This is a genomic window from Bradyrhizobium cytisi (assembly GCF_008123515.1).
GTDB lineage: Bacteria > Pseudomonadota > Alphaproteobacteria > Rhizobiales > Xanthobacteraceae > Bradyrhizobium > Bradyrhizobium cytisi.
In genome coordinates this window covers 16,494-33,968 of the sequence record NZ_VSSR01000032.1, presented here as the reverse complement: position 1 = coordinate 33,968, position 17,475 = coordinate 16,494, and the positions used below count along the sequence as shown (strand labels likewise).

The following is a 17,475-nucleotide window of genomic DNA, read 5'->3' as shown; positions in this document are numbered from 1 at the left end:
AGAGCACTGCGCGCTCGAGAACGTTTTCGCGCTTACGACGCCTTGCGATGCGGAGCGGATGCGCGTCCGGTCCTGCCCTTCAGCTTCTTCAGCAGCGGTCCGAGCAGCGAACGCTTCGGCTTCTTCACTTCGCCGCGCCCGGCGAGGCGGTTGGCCATGTTCTGGAACAGCTCGGTGGTGCGGTGGCTCTTGGAGACCTCCGCAATCATCTGGCCGTTATTGGCGGCGGTCGAGAACAGCTTTGAATCGAACGGGATCACCGCCAGCGGCTGGCTTTCCATCGTCTTGGCGAACGATTTGACGTCGATCTCGGCGCGCTTGTGCATGCCGACCTGGTTGATGCAGTAGAGTGGCGGCCGGTCGTTCGGCCGTGCCGCCTTGAGCACGGTCAGCATGTTCTTGGTGTTGCGCAAGTTCGCGAGATCCGGCTCGGCCACGATGACGATGTCGTCGGCATTGACCAGCGCTCGCTTGGTCCACGCCGACCATTGATGCGGCACGTCGAGCACGATGCAGGGCGTGGTCATGCGCAGCGTGTCGAAGATCGCATCGAACGCCTCCGCGCCGAAATCATAGACCCTATCAAGCGTAGCCGGTGCGGCGAGAAGGCTGAGGCGGTCGGTGCATTTGGCGAGCAGGCGCTCCATCAACGCCGTGTCCGGCCGGTCCTGCGACAGCACCGCGTTCGCGATGCCCTGCGCCGGATCCTGGTTGTAGTCGAGGCCGGCGGTGCCGAAGGCGAGGTCGAGATCGATCACGACGGAATCGAGCGCGAGGTCGCGCGCGATGGTCCAGGCCACGTTGTGCGCGACGGTGGAGGCGCCGACGCCGCCCTTGGCGCCGACCACCGCGATGACGCGGCCGGTGATGATGGCTTCGGAGGCCGAGAACAGGCTGCAGATCGAGCGCACGACGTCGAGGGTTTCGACCGGCCCGACCACGTAGTCGTTGACGCCGCGACGCACCAGCTCACGGTAGGGCGCGGTGTCGTTGGGGTTGCCGATCACGACCACGCGGGTGCCGGGATCGCAAACGCCGGCGAGGTCGTCGAGGCCCTCGAGGATGTCGCGTGTGCCGTCGGATTCGATCACGATGACGTTCGGCGTCGGCATCGTGTCATAGACATCGATTGCCGCGGCGAGGCCGCCGCTCCTGGCGGTGAGATGCGCCTTGGCGAGACGGCGGTCCTGCCCGGCCGCGGTCACCGCGGCGAGCGTCTGCTCGGTCTCGCAAAAGGCCTGCACCGAGATCCGGGGAACCGGCGCAATGTGCTCCTCGGGGTGCTGCGGATCGTCCGCCTCTTCGTCGTGGATGCCCGTCATTTGCCTGTTTCGCTGAGTTTGGCCTTGTCAGCCTCGGGATAAGCGGTCGCGGTGGAGGTGCCCTTGCGGTAGCGGTCGAAGGCGATGTCGCGCCGTGCGGTATAGGCCGGCGTCTCCGCGCGCGGCTGCTCGAGGTCGGCGGGGTTGTCGATCATCGCGGCAAGATTACGTTGGGTGGCGCAGCCGAGATTGAAGTAAGGCCGGTTCTCGTTGTAGCCGGGGTCGAGGATCGACGGTCCCATGTCCTCTGGCCACAGCCCGCAGGGGCCGGCCACCGCCGCGATCTTGGAATAGCTCAGCCGGATGGTCGGCAGCAGGGCGGGGTCTTCGGGACGATAAGGATGCTGGACGATGGCGCGCGACGGCACGCCGCCGCTGCCCAGCACGGTGCGGATTTCGTGGTAGGTCGCAGCCGCCGCGCGCGAATTCGCGGTGTCGATGGGCACGTCGACGACGACGGAGCCGGTGCCTTCGCGCACCCAATCCTGGGCGATGCCCGTCACGTCGGCGTGCTGCGCGGTCGAAAGTCCGCCGCGCGCCTTGCCGACGAAGATCACGATCGAGCGCTTGGCTTCCTGCACCGCGATCGGGTGACGCATGCGGTAGTCGGTCGGTACCGTCTGGGTGGTGACGACGTCGCCCGTGGTGTTGCAGGCTCCCAGCATGACGGAGAGCCCCGTCAGCGCGAGCGCGATGCGCAAATTGCGACGTCGATCATTTGTCTTCGTCATCGCTTCATCCCCTCTTGTCCGTGTCGTGTCTTGCCCGGTCCCCAAACCGTTGGTGTCAGTCGATGATGAAGCCGAAATCACCGCGATCGCCGTCGATCGGATCGGCGCGGCGGGCGATGCCGTAGAGGCGGTTCATGCGGCCGAGCAGCGCCGACTGCGCATCCGAGGACGGCGCGAAGCCGTCATCGGGCCGCGACAATTCCTTCTGGGCGACCGCGCGCACCACATAGGGGGTCACGATCACCATCAGCTCGGTCTCGTTGTTGACGAAGTCCTGGCTGCGGAACAGCGCGCCGAGGATCGGCACCTGGTCGACGCCGGGCAGGCCGTTGACGGCCTGCTTGGTCTGCTGCTGGATCAGGCCGGCCATCGCCATCGAGCCGCCCGAGGGAATTTCCAGCGTCGTCTCGGCGCGACGGGTCTGGACCGAGGGGATGGTGATCGAGTTGGTCGAGCTCGAGGACAGTGCCTGCGACACGGTGATGGCGTTCTGGTTCGACAGCTCCGAGACCTCGGTCATCACCCGCAGGCTGATCCGGCCTTCGCTCAGCACGACCGGCGTGAAGTTCAGGGAGATGCCGAATTTCTTGTAGGAAATCTGGGTGGTACAGACATGCGTGGTCGGATCGCAGGAATAGCCTGCGGGGATCGGGAATTCGCCGCCCGCGATGAAGGTCGCGGATTCGCCGGAGATCGCCGTCAGGCTCGGCTCGGCCAGGGTGCGCATCACGCCGGCGCTTTCCATCGCGCGCATCGTGGCGCTGACGGTGGCGACGCCCTTGGCGAGGCCGGCGACGCCGAGCCCGTTGCCGCTGACCAGCGGTCCGCCACTGGCCGAGAACGGGTTGGAATTGTTGAAATTCACCACCGCGGTGCCGGCGTTCAGGCTGGCGCTGAGATCGACGCCCAGCTGCTTGACGATGTCGCGGCGGACTTCGCCGACCACGACCTTCAGCATCACCTGGTCGCGGCCGCGCACCACGATGTTGTTGACGACCTTGTCGGCGCCGCCGACGAGCTTGGCGGCGACGTCTCCGGCATGCTGGGCCTCGACCGGGCTCGACACCGAGCCGGTCAGCATCACGCTGTCGCCGACGCCCTCGATCTGCACGCCCGGCAGCGATGCGCGCAGCGCCGTGCGCATGCCGTTGAGGTCGCGCTTGACCGCGATGTCGTAGGAAGCAACCTGCTGGCCGTCGGCGCCGAAGAACACCACGTTGGTCTGGCCGACCTGGCCGCCGATGATATAGGCGCGCTGCGCTGAGCGGATCACAGCATTGGCGATCTTGGGATCGGCCACCAGCACGTCCTTGACCTCGCGCGGCAGGTCGATGACGACCGACTTGCCGACGCCGAGCGACAGCGAACGCGTCCGCGCCGGCGCGATGGTTGCGACCGGCGACACGCCGAGATCCGGCGCCTGCATCGGCGCCTGGTCTCCGACCGGCGCATCCGCAGCGCGGACGAGATCGGGGACTGCGAGCAGCCCCAGCATCAGCATTGCCCCTGCCCGGAACGAGCCAGCGCGCTTCCCCCGAATGCGCAGGCCCATCCGATTACCCCCGTAGTTCATCATGTCCCCATCACTTCTGTGACGTCAGTTGTCGCGCCTGCACGCCGTAGCGGATCACGTTCACGCCGCTCGAGCGTTGTTTGAGCGCCTGGTCCTCGGGCGTGCCGTCGGAGGCGCTGGCATCGGCGATGCTGCGCAATGCAAGTGTCAGCGCGCCGCCCTGGCGCGAGGCCGAGAGCGTCGCGACCTGGTCGGGCCGGAGCTCGAGCGTGACCGTCTTGCCGAGCACGGCGTTCTGGCCGTCCTTCTCCTTCGGCGCCTGGTCGATCGCGAGCACGCGGATGTTGGTCAGGATGACTTCCGACAGGATCAGGTCATTGCCGCCGGTCGAGCTGTTGGCGCCATCAGGGTTCTTCAGGCGTCGCGTCAGGACGATGTCGACGCGGTCGTTCGGCAGGATGAAGCCGCCGGCCGCGGTCTCGGCGGAGATCTCGGTGGACACGGCCCGCATGCCGGACGGCAGGATCGCGGCCATGAAGCCGGAGCCGTCGGCCTTCACCAGCTTCTGCTCGCGGATCGGCTCGCCCTGCATCAAGGGCACGCGCGCGATCGAGCCGGCGATCTGGGTCTGCGCGTCGGGCCTGCTGTCGCGGCGGATGAAGGCGCCGCTCGCGGTCGATTGCGGCCAGGTCTGCCATTGCAGATCCTCGGCCTTCACGGCCTGGCCGAGCTGAATGTCGGATTTGGCGACGAGCACCTCGACCGTCGGCAGCTTCTCGGCCACCGGGAGCGCGGGCGCGGGCTTGTTGTCGTAGCCGCTCGCCAGATACGCGGCGACGCCGCCGGCGCCGAGTGCGATGACGAGAACGACAATGCGTGCGGTGTTCATACGCTTCTACTCTTACGCGGGGCACTCGAACCGCACGTGGCGGGTTCCCCGGCATCGATGAGTAGGGAGTAAAAGTATAAGGGGTGTTGCGAGGCCGAGTGTGATGGTCAGTGACGGCGCGGGTTCTGGGCAGATGGTGAATGCCGCGTTAGCCGCGCGGCCAGCGGCCCCGTAGATTCACGCAGGCGCGCTCGTGCGTTCGCACGAGGCGGGGAGCGTCATGGTGAATGGGTGGTTAGTGAAGCGCGGTCAATGTTTCCGTTGATGTCTGTAGCGCCGCTGCTTACTTCGCCCGCTTCTGCTCGATCGCGTCCCAGATCTTCGCCGCAACATCGGGGCCGCCTAGCCGCGCGATGGCGCGGATGCCGGTCGGCGAGGTCACGTTGATCTCGGTGAGGTTGCCGTTGATGACGTCGAGGCCGACGAACACCAGGCCGCGCTCGCGCAACGCCGGGCCGACGGTGGCGCAGATCTCGCGCTCGCGCGGCGTCAGCTCGGTCTCCTTTGCGGCGCCGCCGCGCACCATGTTGGAGCGGAGGTCGTCGGCGGCCGGCACGCGGTTCACCGCGCCAGCGAACTCGCCATTGACCAGGATGATGCGCTTGTCGCCGAGCTTCACCTCGGGGATGAACTGCTGGATCACCCAGGCCTCCTTGAAGGTGACCGAGAACATGTCGTAGAGCGAGCCGAAATTCATGTCCTGCGGCATCACGCGGAAGACCGCGGCGCCGCCATGGCCGTGCAGCGGCTTCATCACGACGGCACCGTACTTGTCGCGGAAGGCGTTGATCTCATCGAGGTCGCGCGAGATCAGGGTCGGCGGCATCAACTGCGGAAAGTTCATCACGAACAGCTTTTCGGGCGCGTTGCGCACCGAGGCCGGATCGTTGACGACCAGCGTCTTCGGATGGATGCGCTCGAGCAGGTGCGTCGAGGTGATGTAGGCGAGATCGAACGGCGGATCCTGGCGCAGCAGCACCACGTCAAAGCCGTTCAGCGCCTCGCGCCTGGGCTCGCCGAGCGTGAAGTGATCGCCGGGCTCGTCGCGCACGGTCAGGAGCTGCACGGGTGCGACGATCTCGTCGCCGACCATCGAGAGCTTGTCGGGTGTGTAATAGGACAGGCCATGGCCGCGCTTCTGCGCCTCCAGAAGCAGCGCAAAGGTGGAATCGCCCTTGATGTGGATGCGGGCGATGGGGTCCATCTGGACGGCGACGTTCAGTTTCATGGTCTGCCTTTCAGGTCGAGGCGTCGAATGCCGCCAACACATGGCGTGGAAGTGATCGCGGCGCAATCAGCATGGCGTCGAATCGCAATTCGAATTCCGCATGCTCGGGATGCGTGGCAAGCCAGCCCTGCGCGGCGTCGATGATGCGCTGCTGCTGGCGCGGCGTCACCGCATAGGCGGCCTCATCGAGGCTGGCACGCGCCTTGACCTCGACAAAGGCGATCAGGTTGCGGCGGCGCGCCACGAGGTCGATCTCGCCATGCGGGGTGCGGTAGCGCTTGGCCAGAATACGGTAGCCTTTCGCCATCAGATAGGCGGCGGCGCGGCTCTCGGCCGAGATGCCGGTGCGGAACGCGGCGACGCGCTCGGGCGAGGCGATCTTAGGTTCCGGTTTCGGCTCCGCTGCGTCCTTAGGCTTCGCCATCGCCGCCCCGCAAATCTTTTGCGAGCTCGAGCACGCGGGCATAGACCTCGCGCCGCGGCCGCCCCGAGAGTGCGACTGCGTGCGCGACGGCGTCCTTGACACTGTGGGTGGCGAGCTGCTCGCGCAGGAGATGGTCCAGCGCGTCCGGTGTCAGCACGTCGGCATCCGCGGCCGGCGGAGCGATCACCAGCACGAATTCGCCGCGCGTCTCCAGCGTGTCCGCCTCGCGCGCCAGCTCATCGAGCTTCGCGCGCGAGATCTCCTCGTGCAGTTTTGTCAGCTCGCGGCAGATTGCGGCCTCGCGCGTGCCCATGATCTCGGCGAGCTCGGCGAGCGTATCCTGCACCCGATTGCCGGATTCGAACATGACCAGCGTCGCGTCGATGCGGGCAAGTTCGGTGAGGCGCGACCGCCGTGCGGCGGATTTCGCCGGCAAAAATCCCTCGAAGAAGAAACGGTCGGTCGGCAGGGCCGCGACCGACAGCGCCGCCAGCACCGAGGATGGGCCGGGTAGCGCATAGACCGCATGGCCGGCTGCGCAGACATCGCGGACCAGCTTGAAGCCGGGATCGGAGATCAGCGGCGTGCCGGCGTCCGACACCAGCGCGACCGAGCCGCCTGCGGCAAGCGCCTCCAGGATCCTTGGGCGGGCGGCCTCGGCATTGTGCTCGTGATATTGCTTGAGCGGCGCCGAGATATTGTAACGCTCGGTCAGGCGCCGCGTGATGCGGGTGTCCTCGCAGCAGATGACGTCGACCCCGGCCAGCGTCTGCAGCGCACGCAGGGTGATGTCGCCGAGATTGCCGATCGGGGTCGCGACCAGATAGAGGCCGGCCGCCGCCTTCGGCACCGCGAGCCGATGGGCGTCGATGGAGAAACCGCGCGGGGCGGCGTCCGTAGCTTCAGTCGTATTTATCGAGGCCGGCTTTGCGCGCATAATCAGACGAACTTAGGCATGATCCCCGGGGCTGGGAACCGGTCCCCCGAAAAAGATCGTGCCGGGCAAGATACTGAACTGGGGCGAGGAAAGACTGGAATGTGATCCATCCGGCATCACATTCCCTAGGAAATGAAGCGTCAGCGCCATATTCGTGGCGGAAACCCCGCTTTGATGCTGGATGACGGACGGCGAGCAGCCAACCAGGAACGTAAGGCAGTCGCGTTAAGCGGGCATTATCCTTTTGTTTTGGTTAACTATTTGCCGACAATATGCCTGAATCCGCGGCTTCTGTCGCGGCAAGATTTGCTGTGATCGGCCGGCGACGGAAGATCAGAAGAAGAGCTGCCATGGTGGGCCCGCGTGATCTGAAGTCTCCCGTTGACGGGTCCCGTTTGTCGGGGACGACCCGGCGGAGTGCGCTTGGCCTGCTGCTCGGCACGCCCTTGCTGTCGGCCTGCGCCGGCGTGCAGCAGAGCCTCAGCCAGTTTTCCAACCCGTTCAGCAGCTCATCCCCGCCGCCGGCCCAGCCGGCCGGGCCGCCGCAACAGGCGACGACCGCCGGCACCGGCGGGGTGAAGGTCGCCGTGATCCTGCCGCTCTCGGCCGCCGGCAATGCCGGACTTGCCGCGCAGTCGATGCGCAACGCCGCCGAGATGGCGCTGGCCGAGTTCCAGAACCCGAACATCCAGCTCTTGATCAAGGACGACAATGGCAGCCCGCAAGGCGCGCAAGCTGGTGCGCAGCAGGCGGTCGACGAAGGTGCCGAGATCATTCTGGGGCCGCTGTTCGCACAGTCGGTCCCGGCCGTGGCCCAGGTCGCGCGCACGCGCGGCATCTCGGTGATGGCGTTCTCGACCGATTCGAGCGTCGCCGGCCGCGGCGTCTATCTCTTGAGCTTCCTGCCTGAGTCCGACGTCAATCGCATCGTCGAATATTCCGCCAGCATCGGGAAACGCTCCGTCGCCGTGCTCGTGCCCGACAATGCCTATGGCAATGTGGTCGAAGCCGCGGTGAAGGCCGCAGTGCCCAGGCGCGGCGGACGCATCGTCGCGTTCGAGAAATACGGCGCCGATCGCGCGACGCCGGCGCGCACCGTCGCGCAGCAGCTCGGCAGCGCGGATGCACTGTTCATTGCCGATGACGGTGATGCCGTCGTCGCGGTCGCGGATGCAATGACCGCAGCGGGCGCGAATTTGCGCAACATCCAGCTGCTCGGCACCGGCCTGTGGGACAGCCCGCGTGTCTATGCCAGCCCAAGCCTGCAGGGTGGCCTCTATGCCGCACCCGATCCGGCCGGCTTCCGCGCGTTCTCCGGCCGCTACCGTACCAAATATGGTGCCGAACCGATCCGCACCGCGACGCTCGCCTATGACGCGGTGGCGCTTGTCGCAGCGCTCGCGCGCACGCAGGGCACCACGCGCTTCTCGTCCGACGTGCTCACCAATCCCTCCGGCTTCGCCGGCATCGACGGCCTGTTCCGCTTCCGCGCCGACGGCACCAATGAGCGTGGGCTCGCGGTGATGAAGGTGACGACGGGCGGCGGCGTTGCAGTCGCGGGCTCACCGAAGAGCTTTGGGGCTTAACGAGCTGCTGTAGGGTGGGCAAAGGCGCGCGCTTGCGCGCCGTGCCCATCATCTCTCAACAAATTTTCATGGAATGGTGGGCACGCTCCGCTTTGCCCACCCCACGAGATCTCATTATGCTGCGAGATCCGCGACCACTGCGTCGAGCACTGGGAATCCGCTGCTCGTGACGCGCAAACGGCCCGTCGCATCCACCGTGATCGCGCCTTCCTCGCGCAGTAGCGCGATGCGTTTGGGATCGAGCGGGCGGCCGGAGAGCGCGGTGTAGCGCTCGGGGTCGATACCTTCGGCCAAGCGCAGTCCCATCAGCAAGAATTCGTCGGCGCGTTCTTCGCTGTTGAGAAGATCGTCGGTGACGACGCCATGGCCGCTGCTTTCGACGCGCATCACCCAGGCTTCGGGACGCTTCTCGGTGGCGGTGGCATGGCGGATGCCGTCGATATCGAGGCGGCCATGGGCGCCGGGACCGATGCCGGCATATTCCTCGCCGCGCCAGTACACCAGATTGTGCCGGCACTCGGCACCGCGCCGCGCGTGATTGGAAATCTCGTAGGCAGGCAGCCCCAGCTTGTCGCAGGTCTCCTGTGTCACGTCGTAAAGCGCGCGCGCGACCGCTTCGTCGGGCGTCTTCAGCTTGCCGGCCTGGTGTAGGCCGAAGAACGGCGTGCCTTCCTCGATCGTCAACTGATAGAGCGACAGATGCTCGGCCGCTTCGTCGATTGCGAGACGCAGTTCATCGGCCCACATCGCCGGCGTCTGGTCCGGCCGGGCGTAGATCAGGTCGAACGAATAGCGATCGAACGAACGACGCGCGATCGCAACGGCATCGAGCGCCTCGCGCGCGCTGTGCATGCGGCCCAGCGCCTTCAGCGAGGTATCGTCGAGCGCTTGCACGCCGAGCGAGACGCGGTTGACGCCGGCTGCGCGATAGCCGGCAAAGCGCGTGGCTTCGACACTGGTCGGGTTCGCCTCGAGTGTCACCTCGACGTCGTTGGCAACTTTCCAGTGCTTGCCGATCGCGTCGAGCACGGCGCCGACGGTTGCCGGCTGCATCAGCGACGGTGTCCCGCCGCCGAGGAAGATCGAGGTCACCTCGCGGCCGGGCGAGCGCTGTGCGGTGGTTTCGATCTCGCGGGCGAAGGCGGATGCAAAGCGCACCTCGTCGATCGCGGCGTGGCGGACATGGCTGTTGAAGTCGCAATAGGGGCACTTCGACAGGCAGAACGGCCAGTGCACGTAGACGCCAAAGGCTTCGGATTCCTGTTTTGACGCGTTTTCCTGGCGCGAACCGGTATCCACTTCGCTCGAAAACGCTCTAGCGCGGCTCAAGGCAGATCTCCGCCAGTTTCACAAACGCACGGGCGCGGTGCGACAGGCCGAGGCCGAGCGGTGGCAGGCCGTGCTTCTCGATGCCGGTCATCTCGCCGAAGGTGCGATCGTAACCATCCGGCAGGAACATCGGATCGTAGCCGAAGCCGGCGGTGCCGCGCGGCGGCCACACCAGCGTGCCGTCGACGCGCGCCTCGACCTCTTCGAGATGATCGTCGGGCCAGGCGACGCAGAGCGCGGACACGAAATGCGCCTTGCGCTTGTCCGGCGTGGTGGCGCCACGCTCCTGCAACAGGCGCTCGATCTGCGCCATTGCGGCAGCGAAATCCTTGGACGGTCCGGCCCAGCGCGCGCTGTAGATGCCGGGCGCGCCGTCGAGCGCATCGACCACGATGCCGGAATCATCGGCGAAAGCGGGCAACTTCGACGTCTGCGCCGCCGCGACCGCCTTGATCGCCGCATTGCTGCGGAAATCGTTGCCGGTCTCGTCTGGCTCGGGCAGGCCGAGCTCGCCGGCCGACACCACCTCGATGCCATGAGGCGCGAGCAGCTCCTTCATCTCGGCGAGCTTGCCGGGATTATGGGTCGCGATGACGAGCTTTCCGGTGATTCGGCGGTGCATGGGCCTATTGACTACGCGACAGCCAGTTTCTGCAAGTCCACGAGACGCGCGATGCCCTTTTGCGCCAGGGCGATCAGCGCTAGGAACTCGTCCTGGGTAAACGGCTCGCGTTCCGCCGTGCCCTGCACCTCGATGATGCGGCCATCGCCGGTCATGACGAAATTGGCGTCGGTCTGGGCTTCCGAATCCTCGGCATAGTCGAGATCCAGCACCGGCTTGCCCTGATAGATGCCGCAGGAGATCGCGGCGACGTTGTCGCGCATCACGTTGGCCTTGATCATGTTGCGCGTCTTCATCCAGTTGATGCAGTCGGCGAGCGCGACCCAGGCGCCGGTGATCGAGGCGGTGCGGGTACCGCCGTCGGCCTGGAGCACGTCGCAATCGACCGTGATCTGGCGCTCGCCGAGCGCTTCGAGATCGACGATGGTGCGCAACGAACGCCCGATCAGGCGCTGAATCTCGACGGTGCGGCCGCTCTGCTTGCCGGCGGCGGCTTCGCGGCGGGTGCGTTCGGAGGTCGCGCGCGGCAGCATGCCGTATTCGGCGGTGACCCAGCCGCGGCCCTGGCCCTTCAGCCAGGGCGGCAAACGGTCTTCCAGCGTAGCGGTGACCAGCACATGGGTGTCGCCGAACTTCACGAGGCAGGAGCCTTCCGCATATTTGACCACGCCACGCTCCAGCGTCACGGGGCGCAATTCGTCGGGCGCACGGCGGCTTGGCCGCATGGGAATTCCTCCAAAACTCTCGGAAAAGGGCTATTCGCGGTGCTTGTAGGTGGGGTGAGGGTGGGCGGCAAGGGGGGAAGACAAGGCTTTTTCACCCCCGGTTTTCCACCCCGCAAACGCCACGCTTGTCAGAACCCTCGGGGATGGACAAATTCTCAGCATCTGAGAGGAGTTACCCTGTGGCCCATCACGATCCGATCCATCTGATCGCGCCGCGCGCAGGCCTCGCCCAGCTCAACGAGCGTTCCCGCGACATCTTTCGTCAAATTGTCGAAAGCTATCTCGCGACCGGCGAGCCGGTGGGCTCGCGCAACATCTCACGGCTGATCGCGATGCCGCTGTCGCCGGCCTCGGTCCGCAACGTCATGGCCGATCTGGAGCATCTCGGCCTGATCTATGCGCCCCACACCTCTGCTGGCCGGCTGCCCACGGAACTCGGCTTGCGCTTCTTTGTCGACGCCCTGATGCAGGTCGGCGACCTCAATGACGCCGAGCGGCAGTCGATCCAGAGCCAGCTGACCTCGGTCGGGCAGGCGCAGTCGGTCGAGGCGGCGCTCGACCAGGCGCTGACGCGGCTGTCGGGTCTCACCCGTACCGCTGCTGTCGTTCTAACGCCGAAATCGAATACCCGGCTGAAACACATCGAATTCGTCCGGCTGGAACCCGAGAAGGCGTTGGTGATCCTGGTCGGCGAGGACGGCCAGGTCGAAAATCGCGTGCTGACGCTGCCGCCGGGGGTTCCCTCCTCGGCCATCACCGAAGCCGGCAACTTCCTCAATTCGCGGATTCGCGGCCGGACACTCGCCGAGGCGCGACTCGAGCTGGAAACCGCGCTCGGCGAGGCTCGCGCCGAGCTCGACCAATTGACGCAAAAGGTGATCTCGGCCGGGATTGCGAGCTGGTCCGGCGGCGATAATGAAGACCGCCAGCTCATCGTTCGCGGCCACGCCAATCTGCTGGAGGATTTGCACGCGCTGGAGGATCTCGAGCGGGTGCGGCTGCTGTTCGACGATCTCGAGACCAAGCGCGGCGTGATCGACCTGCTCGGGCGCGCCGAAACCGCCGAAGGCGTGCGGATTTTCATCGGTTCGGAGAACAAGCTGTTCTCGCTGTCGGGGTCCTCCACCATCATCTCGCCCTATCGGGACGCGGCCGGCCACATCGTCGGCGTTCTGGGCGTGATCGGGCCGACGCGGCTGAATTATGCCCGTGTGATCCCGACCGTGGACTATGCCGCCCGCATCGTCAGCCGCCTGCTGGGGGGCTGACCGGCATTTGAGCCGATCACGGGCGCTTGATTTTCAGCGCCCGAAGCACGATATCCGGGCCAGCAAAATCCCGTAAGACGAGCTTGAAAAGAGAGCCGATGACCGATCGAGACCGGCAACCTGAAGACACGACTGCCGCGACCGGCGAGCCGGTGGTGTCAAAACCCTACATCATGCCCGACGATCCCGAGCCGGGTTCGGTGGAATTGCTGCAGAAGGAAGCCGCCGAGGCGCGCGACCGCATGCTGCGGACGCTGGCCGAGATGGAAAATCTGCGCAAGCGCACCGCCAGGGAGGTCGCTGACTCCAAGCTCTACGGCGTTACCGGCTTTGCCCGCGACGTGCTCGACATCGCCGACAATCTTCAGCGCGCGCTCGACGCCGTTCCGCCCGAAGCGCGTGCGGCCGCCGATCCCGGCCTGACCGCGCTGATCGAGGGCGTCGAGCTCACCGAGCGCTCGCTGCTCAACGCGCTGGAAAAGCACGGCGTGAGGAAGTTCGATCCGCAGGGCCAGAAGTTCGATCCGAACTTCCAGCAGGCGATGTACGAGGTGCCCGATGCGTCGGTGCCCGCGGGCACCGTGGTGCAGGTCATGCAGGCCGGCTACACCATCGGCGATCGCGTGCTGCGTCCGGCGCTGGTCGGCGTCGCCAAGGGTGGCACCAAGCCCGCGCCCGCGGCGAACAGCAACGAGGCGAACAGCAGCGAGGCGAACTGAGCGGCGTCAGCTCCGTTCCGTAAATTGAGATGTCATTCCGGATTCGGCTCCGTGAGCCGCCCGGAATGACCGTGCGAAAACCCTACGCACTCGCCGCGATATCCGCAGACTGAATCCGCTTCACGCCGGCCTTGGCCATATCGGCCCAGGCCTTCGCGAGCGAGCCCTGATTGTCGATGCCGCGGCAGGCGTCTTCCACGACATAGACCTCAAAACCCGCCTTGCGCGCATCGAGTGCGGTCCAGGCGACGCAGAAATCCGTTGCGAGACCCGCAACGAAGACGCGCTTGATCTTGCGACCCTTGAGATAACCGGCCAGGCCGGTCGAGGTCTTGCCGTCGGCTTCAAGGAACGCCGAATAGCTGTCGACGTCCTTGTGGAAGCCCTTGCGGATAATGAGCTCGGCCTGCGGGATCGAGAGGTCCTTCGACAGCGAGGCGCCGTCGGTGCCCTGCACGCAATGGTCGGGCCACAGCACCTGCTTGCCATAGGGCAGGTCGATGGTCTCGAACGGCTTCTTGCCGGAATGCACCGAAGCGAACGAGACGTGGCCGGGCGTGTGCCAGTCCTGCGTCATCACCACGTTCGAGAACGCTTTCGCCATCTTGTTGATCACAGGCACGACCTGCTCGCCTTCCTTTACCGCGAGGCTGCCGCCGGGCAGGAAGCAGTTTTGCACGTCGATCACGAGCAGCGCGGATGTGTCGTCGGGCTTGATCGTGGCCGCTGCGAAAAGTGCGGATGGAGCGAGGCCCGCGAGGGCCGTGGTCCCCAGCGCCGCCAAGATCTGTCGTCGGTTTAGCATCGTCGGCCTCCCCTCCAGGATGATCCAATGGAGGGAAGCCTAGTTCCGTTCGTGTACGAACAAAAGCCCGAAAATGCAGCCGGCTCTGGTGAGCGGTTGGGCTGTCAGCCCCAAGAAACTAGCCCTTGGGCTGGATGCCGTCGCGCACGGCGCGGAAGCGGGTGAAGGCGTCCGGCCACTGGTCGCGCGGCGCGCTGGCGATGATGCGGAGCGAAGCACCGCCGGGCGCGAAGCGGATCCACTGCACCACGGTCACCGGCGTCTTGTCCTTGCCACTGACGCCGTCGATCCGGGTCTCGAAGCCCGGCTGGCCGTTGATGCGGATCGGCTCCGACATGGTGACGCGGGACTCGCGCACCCCGGGGATCTGGAGCGCCGCCTCCTGGGCAAAGCGGGCGCGGTCGTCAGCCTGCTGCGGCGTCGCGCCGATCAGGCCGAGGATCATGAACGGCTTAGATTCATAGCCCGAGCTCTCGTTGCCGTCGGCCAGGATGATGCTCGAGCCCGGGACCAGCGTGCGGATGTCCTTGAAGCTGGCGAGATCGGTGATCTTGAACGGCATCAGCCCGATCTGCTCGTCAGCCGACACCTCCTTGCGGGTCACGGCGGTGGCAAACATCTGCCGCACCGCCTCATCGGTGTAGATCTTCGACGCGTTCTCGGGCACCTGCACGGCGACATAGCCGGAGAAGCCGGTGCCCGGCACGATCATCGAATAGCGCTTCACCGGGGTCGTGCCGGCCTTGCCGCTCTCGGTGGTGAAATAGGCAAGGCCCGCGAGCGTCTCAATCTTGTCCGGCTTGATGCCGTTGCTGCCGGCCGGATTGGCGTTGAAGGCGCCCACGACCTCGCCATAGGCCGCCGGCGGCAGCTCGGTGATCAGCACCTTGACGCTGCCGTCCTCACTCTCGAAGCCCGGAAAGGTCTTGGCCGTGTTCAGCCCGACCAGCGGTACCATGCCGAGGCGCAAGCCAGGCGGAAACACGGCGTCGGCGGAGAGCGCCGGAAATGCTGTGGCAACGAGCAGGGCGAGCGCGGCGAGGGGGCGGGTCAGCTTCATGGGCACTCTGATTGGTTCACATTGAGGCCGTTCAATGTTCGGCGATTGGGCCGCTTTGTCGCGCGAAGCAGCCCCATGGGAGGCAGCCCATGGCGAGGCTGTCCGGCCGGCGCCTTTTAGCGGGTTTGGCGCGCCGGCAACAGGGCCGGGCCAATCACGGCGGCGGGGCTGGCAGATGGCCGAACCTGTTAATATTTCCTCACCCGCAAGGGCGGTGAGGCCCGGATATGATCTTCCAAAACCCAATGTTTTCACGGCCGAAACTTGCGCTCGGTCCTTGCGGGCCCCTCCCCCCCTCCTATATGAGCGTCAACCATCGCAATATCGCGAATGTTTGATCTTAGGGGGTTTCGGTTCGGGTGCCTTCTGGGCCCAGCCAACCTGCCGCAAAAACAAGGATATCAGGACCATGGGAAAGGTCATTGGGATCGACCTCGGCACCACGAATTCGTGCGTCGCCGTAATGGATGGCAAGAACGCCAAAGTCATCGAGAATTCCGAAGGCATGCGCACGACGCCTTCGATCGTCGCCGTGACGGACGACGGTGAGCGCCTCGTCGGCCAGCCTGCCAAGCGCCAGGCCGTTACCAATCCAGAGCGTACGTTCTTCGCAGTGAAGCGCCTCATCGGCCGCCGCTACGACGACCCGATGGTCGAGAAGGACAAGAAGCTCGTTCCGTACAAGATCGTGAAGGCTTCCAACGGCGACGCCTGGGTCGAGGCCGACGGCCAGACCTACTCGCCCTCGCAGGTCTCGGCGTTCATCTTGCAGAAGATGAAGGAGACCGCGGAAGCCCATCTCGGCCAGAAGGTCGACCAGGCGGTCATCACCGTTCCCGCCTACTTCAACGACGCCCAGCGCCAGGCGACCAAGGACGCCGGCAAGATCGCGGGCCTTGAAGTGCTGCGCATCATCAACGAGCCGACCGCGGCTGCGCTGGCCTATGGTCTGGACAAGACCAAGACCGGCACGATCGCCGTGTACGACCTCGGCGGCGGCACGTTCGATATTTCCATTCTCGAGATCGGCGACGGCGTGTTCGAGGTGAAGTCGACCAACGGCGACACCTTCCTCGGCGGCGAAGATTTCGATATGCGCCTCGTGGGCTATCTGGCCGACGAGTTCCAGAAGGAGCAGGGCATCAACCTGCGCAACGACAAGCTCGCGTTGCAGCGCCTGAAGGAAGCCGCTGAAAAGGCCAAGATCGAGCTGTCGTCGACGACGCAGACCGAGATCAACCTGCCCTTCATCACCGCGGACCAGACCGGCCCGAAGCATCTGACGATGAAGCTCACCCGCGCCAAGTTCGAGGCGCTGGTCGACGACCTCGTCCAGAAGACCGTCGAGCCCTGCCGCAAGGCGCTGAAGGACGCCGGCGTCACCGCCGGCGAGATCGGTGAAGTCGTTCTGGTCGGCGGCATGTCGCGCATGCCGAAGGTCCAGGAAGTCGTGAAGCAGCTGTTCGGCAAGGAGCCGCACAAGGGCGTCAATCCGGACGAGGTCGTGGCGATCGGTGCCGCGATCCAGGCCGGCGTGCTCCAGGGCGACGTCAAGGACGTGCTGCTGCTCGACGTGACCCCGCTGTCGCTGGGCATCGAGACGCTGGGCGGCGTGTTCACCCGCATCATCGACCGCAACACCACGATCCCGACCAAGAAGAGCCAGGTGTTCTCGACCGCCGAGGACAACCAGAACGCGGTCACCATCCGCGTCTTCCAGGGCGAGCGTGAAATGGCGGCCGACAACAAGATGCTCGGCCAGTTCGATCTGATGGGCATCCCGCCGGCTCCGCGCGGCATGCCGCAGATCGAGGTGACCTTCGACATCGACGCCAACGGCATCGTCAACGTTTCGGCCAAGGACAAGGCGACCGCCAAGGAACAGCAGATCCGCATTCAGGCCTCCGGTGGCCTGTCGGAAGCCGACATCGACAAGATGGTCAAGGACGCCGAGGCCAATGCCGCGGCCGACAAGCAGCGCCGCGAGGCGGTCGACGCCAAGAACCACGCCGACGCGCTGGTGCACTCCACCGAGAAGGCACTGGCCGAGCACGGTTCGAAGGTCGGCGAGACCGAGCGCCGCGCCATCGAGGATGCCGTCAGCGACCTCAAGGAAGCGCTGAAGGGCAGCGATGCCGAGGCGATCAAGACCAAGACCAACACGCTGGCCCAGGCTTCGATGAAGCTCGGTGAGGCCATGTACACGCAGCAGGCCGAGGCCGACGCCAAGAGGGATGCGGCCAAGGACGACGTCGTCGACGCGGAATTCACCGAGGTCGACGACGACAAGAACAACAAGAAGTCTGCATAAGCCCGA

General features: G+C 65.7%; 16 protein-coding genes. 4 read left to right on the top strand and 12 right to left on the bottom strand.

Going from position 1 to position 17,475, the window contains the following annotated elements:
* Positions 1–32 precede the first annotated feature (32 nt).
* The 7 genes from FXB38_RS20120 to rsmI all read right to left on the bottom strand — a co-directional run bounded on the left by FXB38_RS20120 (position 33) and on the right by rsmI (position 7,044).
* On the bottom strand, positions 33–1,322 hold the full coding sequence (locus FXB38_RS20120) for a CpaE/TadZ family protein (protein WP_148752724.1): 1,290 nt from the start codon (positions 1,320–1,322) through the stop codon (positions 33–35).
* Positions 1,319–2,053 carry a CpaD family pilus assembly protein gene (locus tag FXB38_RS20115; protein WP_148752723.1) on the bottom strand — a complete coding sequence of 245 codons (735 nt, stop codon included), beginning with the start codon at positions 2,051–2,053 and terminating at the stop codon, positions 1,319–1,321. Before FXB38_RS20115 ends, FXB38_RS20120 begins: the two co-directional genes overlap by 4 nt.
* A 55-nt stretch (positions 2,054–2,108) precedes the next feature.
* Positions 2,109–3,626, bottom strand: a complete 1,518-nt coding sequence (locus tag FXB38_RS20110; protein ID WP_148752834.1) for a type II and III secretion system protein family protein — start codon at positions 3,624–3,626, stop codon at positions 2,109–2,111.
* Positions 3,627–3,636: 10 nt separating this feature from the next.
* Complete coding sequence (cpaB, locus tag FXB38_RS20105) at positions 3,637–4,455, bottom strand: Flp pilus assembly protein CpaB (protein WP_148752722.1); 819 nt, start codon at positions 4,453–4,455, stop codon at positions 3,637–3,639.
* Positions 4,456–4,738: 283 nt separating this feature from the next.
* Positions 4,739–5,683 (bottom strand): glutathione synthase, encoded by a 945-nt coding sequence (gshB, locus tag FXB38_RS20100; RefSeq protein ID WP_148752721.1) that lies wholly within the window; start codon positions 5,681–5,683, stop codon positions 4,739–4,741.
* A 10-nt stretch (positions 5,684–5,693) separates the two neighbouring features.
* Positions 5,694–6,107 (bottom strand): YraN family protein, encoded by a 414-nt coding sequence (locus FXB38_RS20095; protein ID WP_148752720.1) that lies wholly within the window; start codon positions 6,105–6,107, stop codon positions 5,694–5,696.
* Positions 6,094–7,044: a 16S rRNA (cytidine(1402)-2'-O)-methyltransferase gene (gene rsmI, locus FXB38_RS20090; protein WP_148752719.1), complete on the bottom strand. Its 951-nt coding sequence runs from the start codon at positions 7,042–7,044 to the stop codon at positions 6,094–6,096. Before rsmI ends, FXB38_RS20095 begins: the two co-directional genes overlap by 14 nt.
* A 350-nt stretch (positions 7,045–7,394) precedes the next feature.
* Between rsmI and FXB38_RS20085 the strand changes: the two genes are divergently transcribed.
* Entirely contained in the window at positions 7,395–8,630 is a 1,236-nt protein-coding gene (locus FXB38_RS20085; RefSeq protein ID WP_187435010.1) for a penicillin-binding protein activator, read from the top strand.
* A 114-nt stretch (positions 8,631–8,744) separates the two neighbouring features.
* Here the strand turns inward: FXB38_RS20085 and hemW are convergent, their stop codons facing one another.
* Genes hemW through rph form a run of 3 tightly spaced genes read right to left on the bottom strand, consistent with a single transcriptional unit; the run spans position 8,745 to position 11,306 of the window.
* Positions 8,745–9,929 carry a radical SAM family heme chaperone HemW gene (hemW, locus tag FXB38_RS20080; protein ID WP_148752833.1) on the bottom strand — a complete coding sequence of 395 codons (1,185 nt, stop codon included), beginning with the start codon at positions 9,927–9,929 and terminating at the stop codon, positions 8,745–8,747.
* Between the two features lie 16 nt (positions 9,930–9,945).
* Positions 9,946–10,581, bottom strand: coding sequence for an RdgB/HAM1 family non-canonical purine NTP pyrophosphatase (gene rdgB, locus FXB38_RS20075; protein ID WP_148752717.1), 636 nt, complete (start codon positions 10,579–10,581; stop codon positions 9,946–9,948).
* Between the two features lie 11 nt (positions 10,582–10,592).
* A complete protein-coding gene (gene rph, locus FXB38_RS20070) occupies positions 10,593–11,306 on the bottom strand; it encodes a ribonuclease PH (RefSeq protein ID WP_148752716.1) in 714 nt (237 codons plus the stop codon).
* Between the two features lie 179 nt (positions 11,307–11,485).
* Between rph and hrcA the strand changes: the two genes are divergently transcribed.
* Positions 11,486–12,574: a heat-inducible transcriptional repressor HrcA gene (hrcA, locus tag FXB38_RS20065; protein WP_148752715.1), complete on the top strand. Its 1,089-nt coding sequence runs from the start codon at positions 11,486–11,488 to the stop codon at positions 12,572–12,574.
* A 98-nt stretch (positions 12,575–12,672) separates the two neighbouring features.
* Entirely contained in the window at positions 12,673–13,293 is a 621-nt protein-coding gene (grpE, locus tag FXB38_RS20060) for a nucleotide exchange factor GrpE (protein WP_148752714.1), read from the top strand.
* 82 nt (positions 13,294–13,375) lie between these two features.
* On the opposite strand, the gene pncA is transcribed toward grpE, so the two are convergent.
* Together pncA and FXB38_RS20050 are read right to left on the bottom strand one after the other, a co-directional pair.
* Complete coding sequence (pncA, locus tag FXB38_RS20055) at positions 13,376–14,098, bottom strand: bifunctional nicotinamidase/pyrazinamidase (RefSeq protein WP_148752713.1); 723 nt, start codon at positions 14,096–14,098, stop codon at positions 13,376–13,378.
* 118 nt (positions 14,099–14,216) lie between these two features.
* On the bottom strand, positions 14,217–15,158 hold the full coding sequence (locus FXB38_RS20050; protein ID WP_187435009.1) for a hypothetical protein: 942 nt from the start codon (positions 15,156–15,158) through the stop codon (positions 14,217–14,219).
* A 409-nt stretch (positions 15,159–15,567) separates the two neighbouring features.
* Here FXB38_RS20050 and dnaK point away from each other — a divergent pair, with 409 nt between their 5' ends.
* Positions 15,568–17,469: a molecular chaperone DnaK gene (gene dnaK, locus FXB38_RS20045; protein WP_148752711.1), complete on the top strand. Its 1,902-nt coding sequence runs from the start codon at positions 15,568–15,570 to the stop codon at positions 17,467–17,469.
* Positions 17,470–17,475: the final 6 nt, after the last annotated feature.

Coding starts and splice junctions, on each gene's coding strand:
- FXB38_RS20085 (WP_187435010.1), top strand. CDS start 7,395: ATGGTGGGCCCGCGTGATCTGAAGTCTCCCGTTGACGGGTCCCGTTTG.
- FXB38_RS20110 (WP_148752834.1), bottom strand. CDS start 3,626: ATGAACTACGGGGGTAATCGGATGGGCCTGCGCATTCGGGGGAAGCGC.
- FXB38_RS20120 (WP_148752724.1), bottom strand. CDS start 1,322: ATGACGGGCATCCACGACGAAGAGGCGGACGATCCGCAGCACCCCGAG.
- rdgB (WP_148752717.1), bottom strand. CDS start 10,581: ATGCACCGCCGAATCACCGGAAAGCTCGTCATCGCGACCCATAATCCC.
- dnaK (WP_148752711.1), top strand. CDS start 15,568: ATGGGAAAGGTCATTGGGATCGACCTCGGCACCACGAATTCGTGCGTC.
- FXB38_RS20050 (WP_187435009.1), bottom strand. CDS start 15,158: ATGAAGCTGACCCGCCCCCTCGCCGCGCTCGCCCTGCTCGTTGCCACA.
- rsmI (WP_148752719.1), bottom strand. CDS start 7,044: ATGCGCGCAAAGCCGGCCTCGATAAATACGACTGAAGCTACGGACGCC.
- gshB (WP_148752721.1), bottom strand. CDS start 5,683: ATGAAACTGAACGTCGCCGTCCAGATGGACCCCATCGCCCGCATCCAC.
- FXB38_RS20115 (WP_148752723.1), bottom strand. CDS start 2,053: ATGACGAAGACAAATGATCGACGTCGCAATTTGCGCATCGCGCTCGCG.
- pncA (WP_148752713.1), bottom strand. CDS start 14,098: ATGCTAAACCGACGACAGATCTTGGCGGCGCTGGGGACCACGGCCCTC.
- rph (WP_148752716.1), bottom strand. CDS start 11,306: ATGCGGCCAAGCCGCCGTGCGCCCGACGAATTGCGCCCCGTGACGCTG.
- FXB38_RS20095 (WP_148752720.1), bottom strand. CDS start 6,107: ATGGCGAAGCCTAAGGACGCAGCGGAGCCGAAACCGGAACCTAAGATC.
- cpaB (WP_148752722.1), bottom strand. CDS start 4,455: ATGAACACCGCACGCATTGTCGTTCTCGTCATCGCACTCGGCGCCGGC.
- grpE (WP_148752714.1), top strand. CDS start 12,673: ATGACCGATCGAGACCGGCAACCTGAAGACACGACTGCCGCGACCGGC.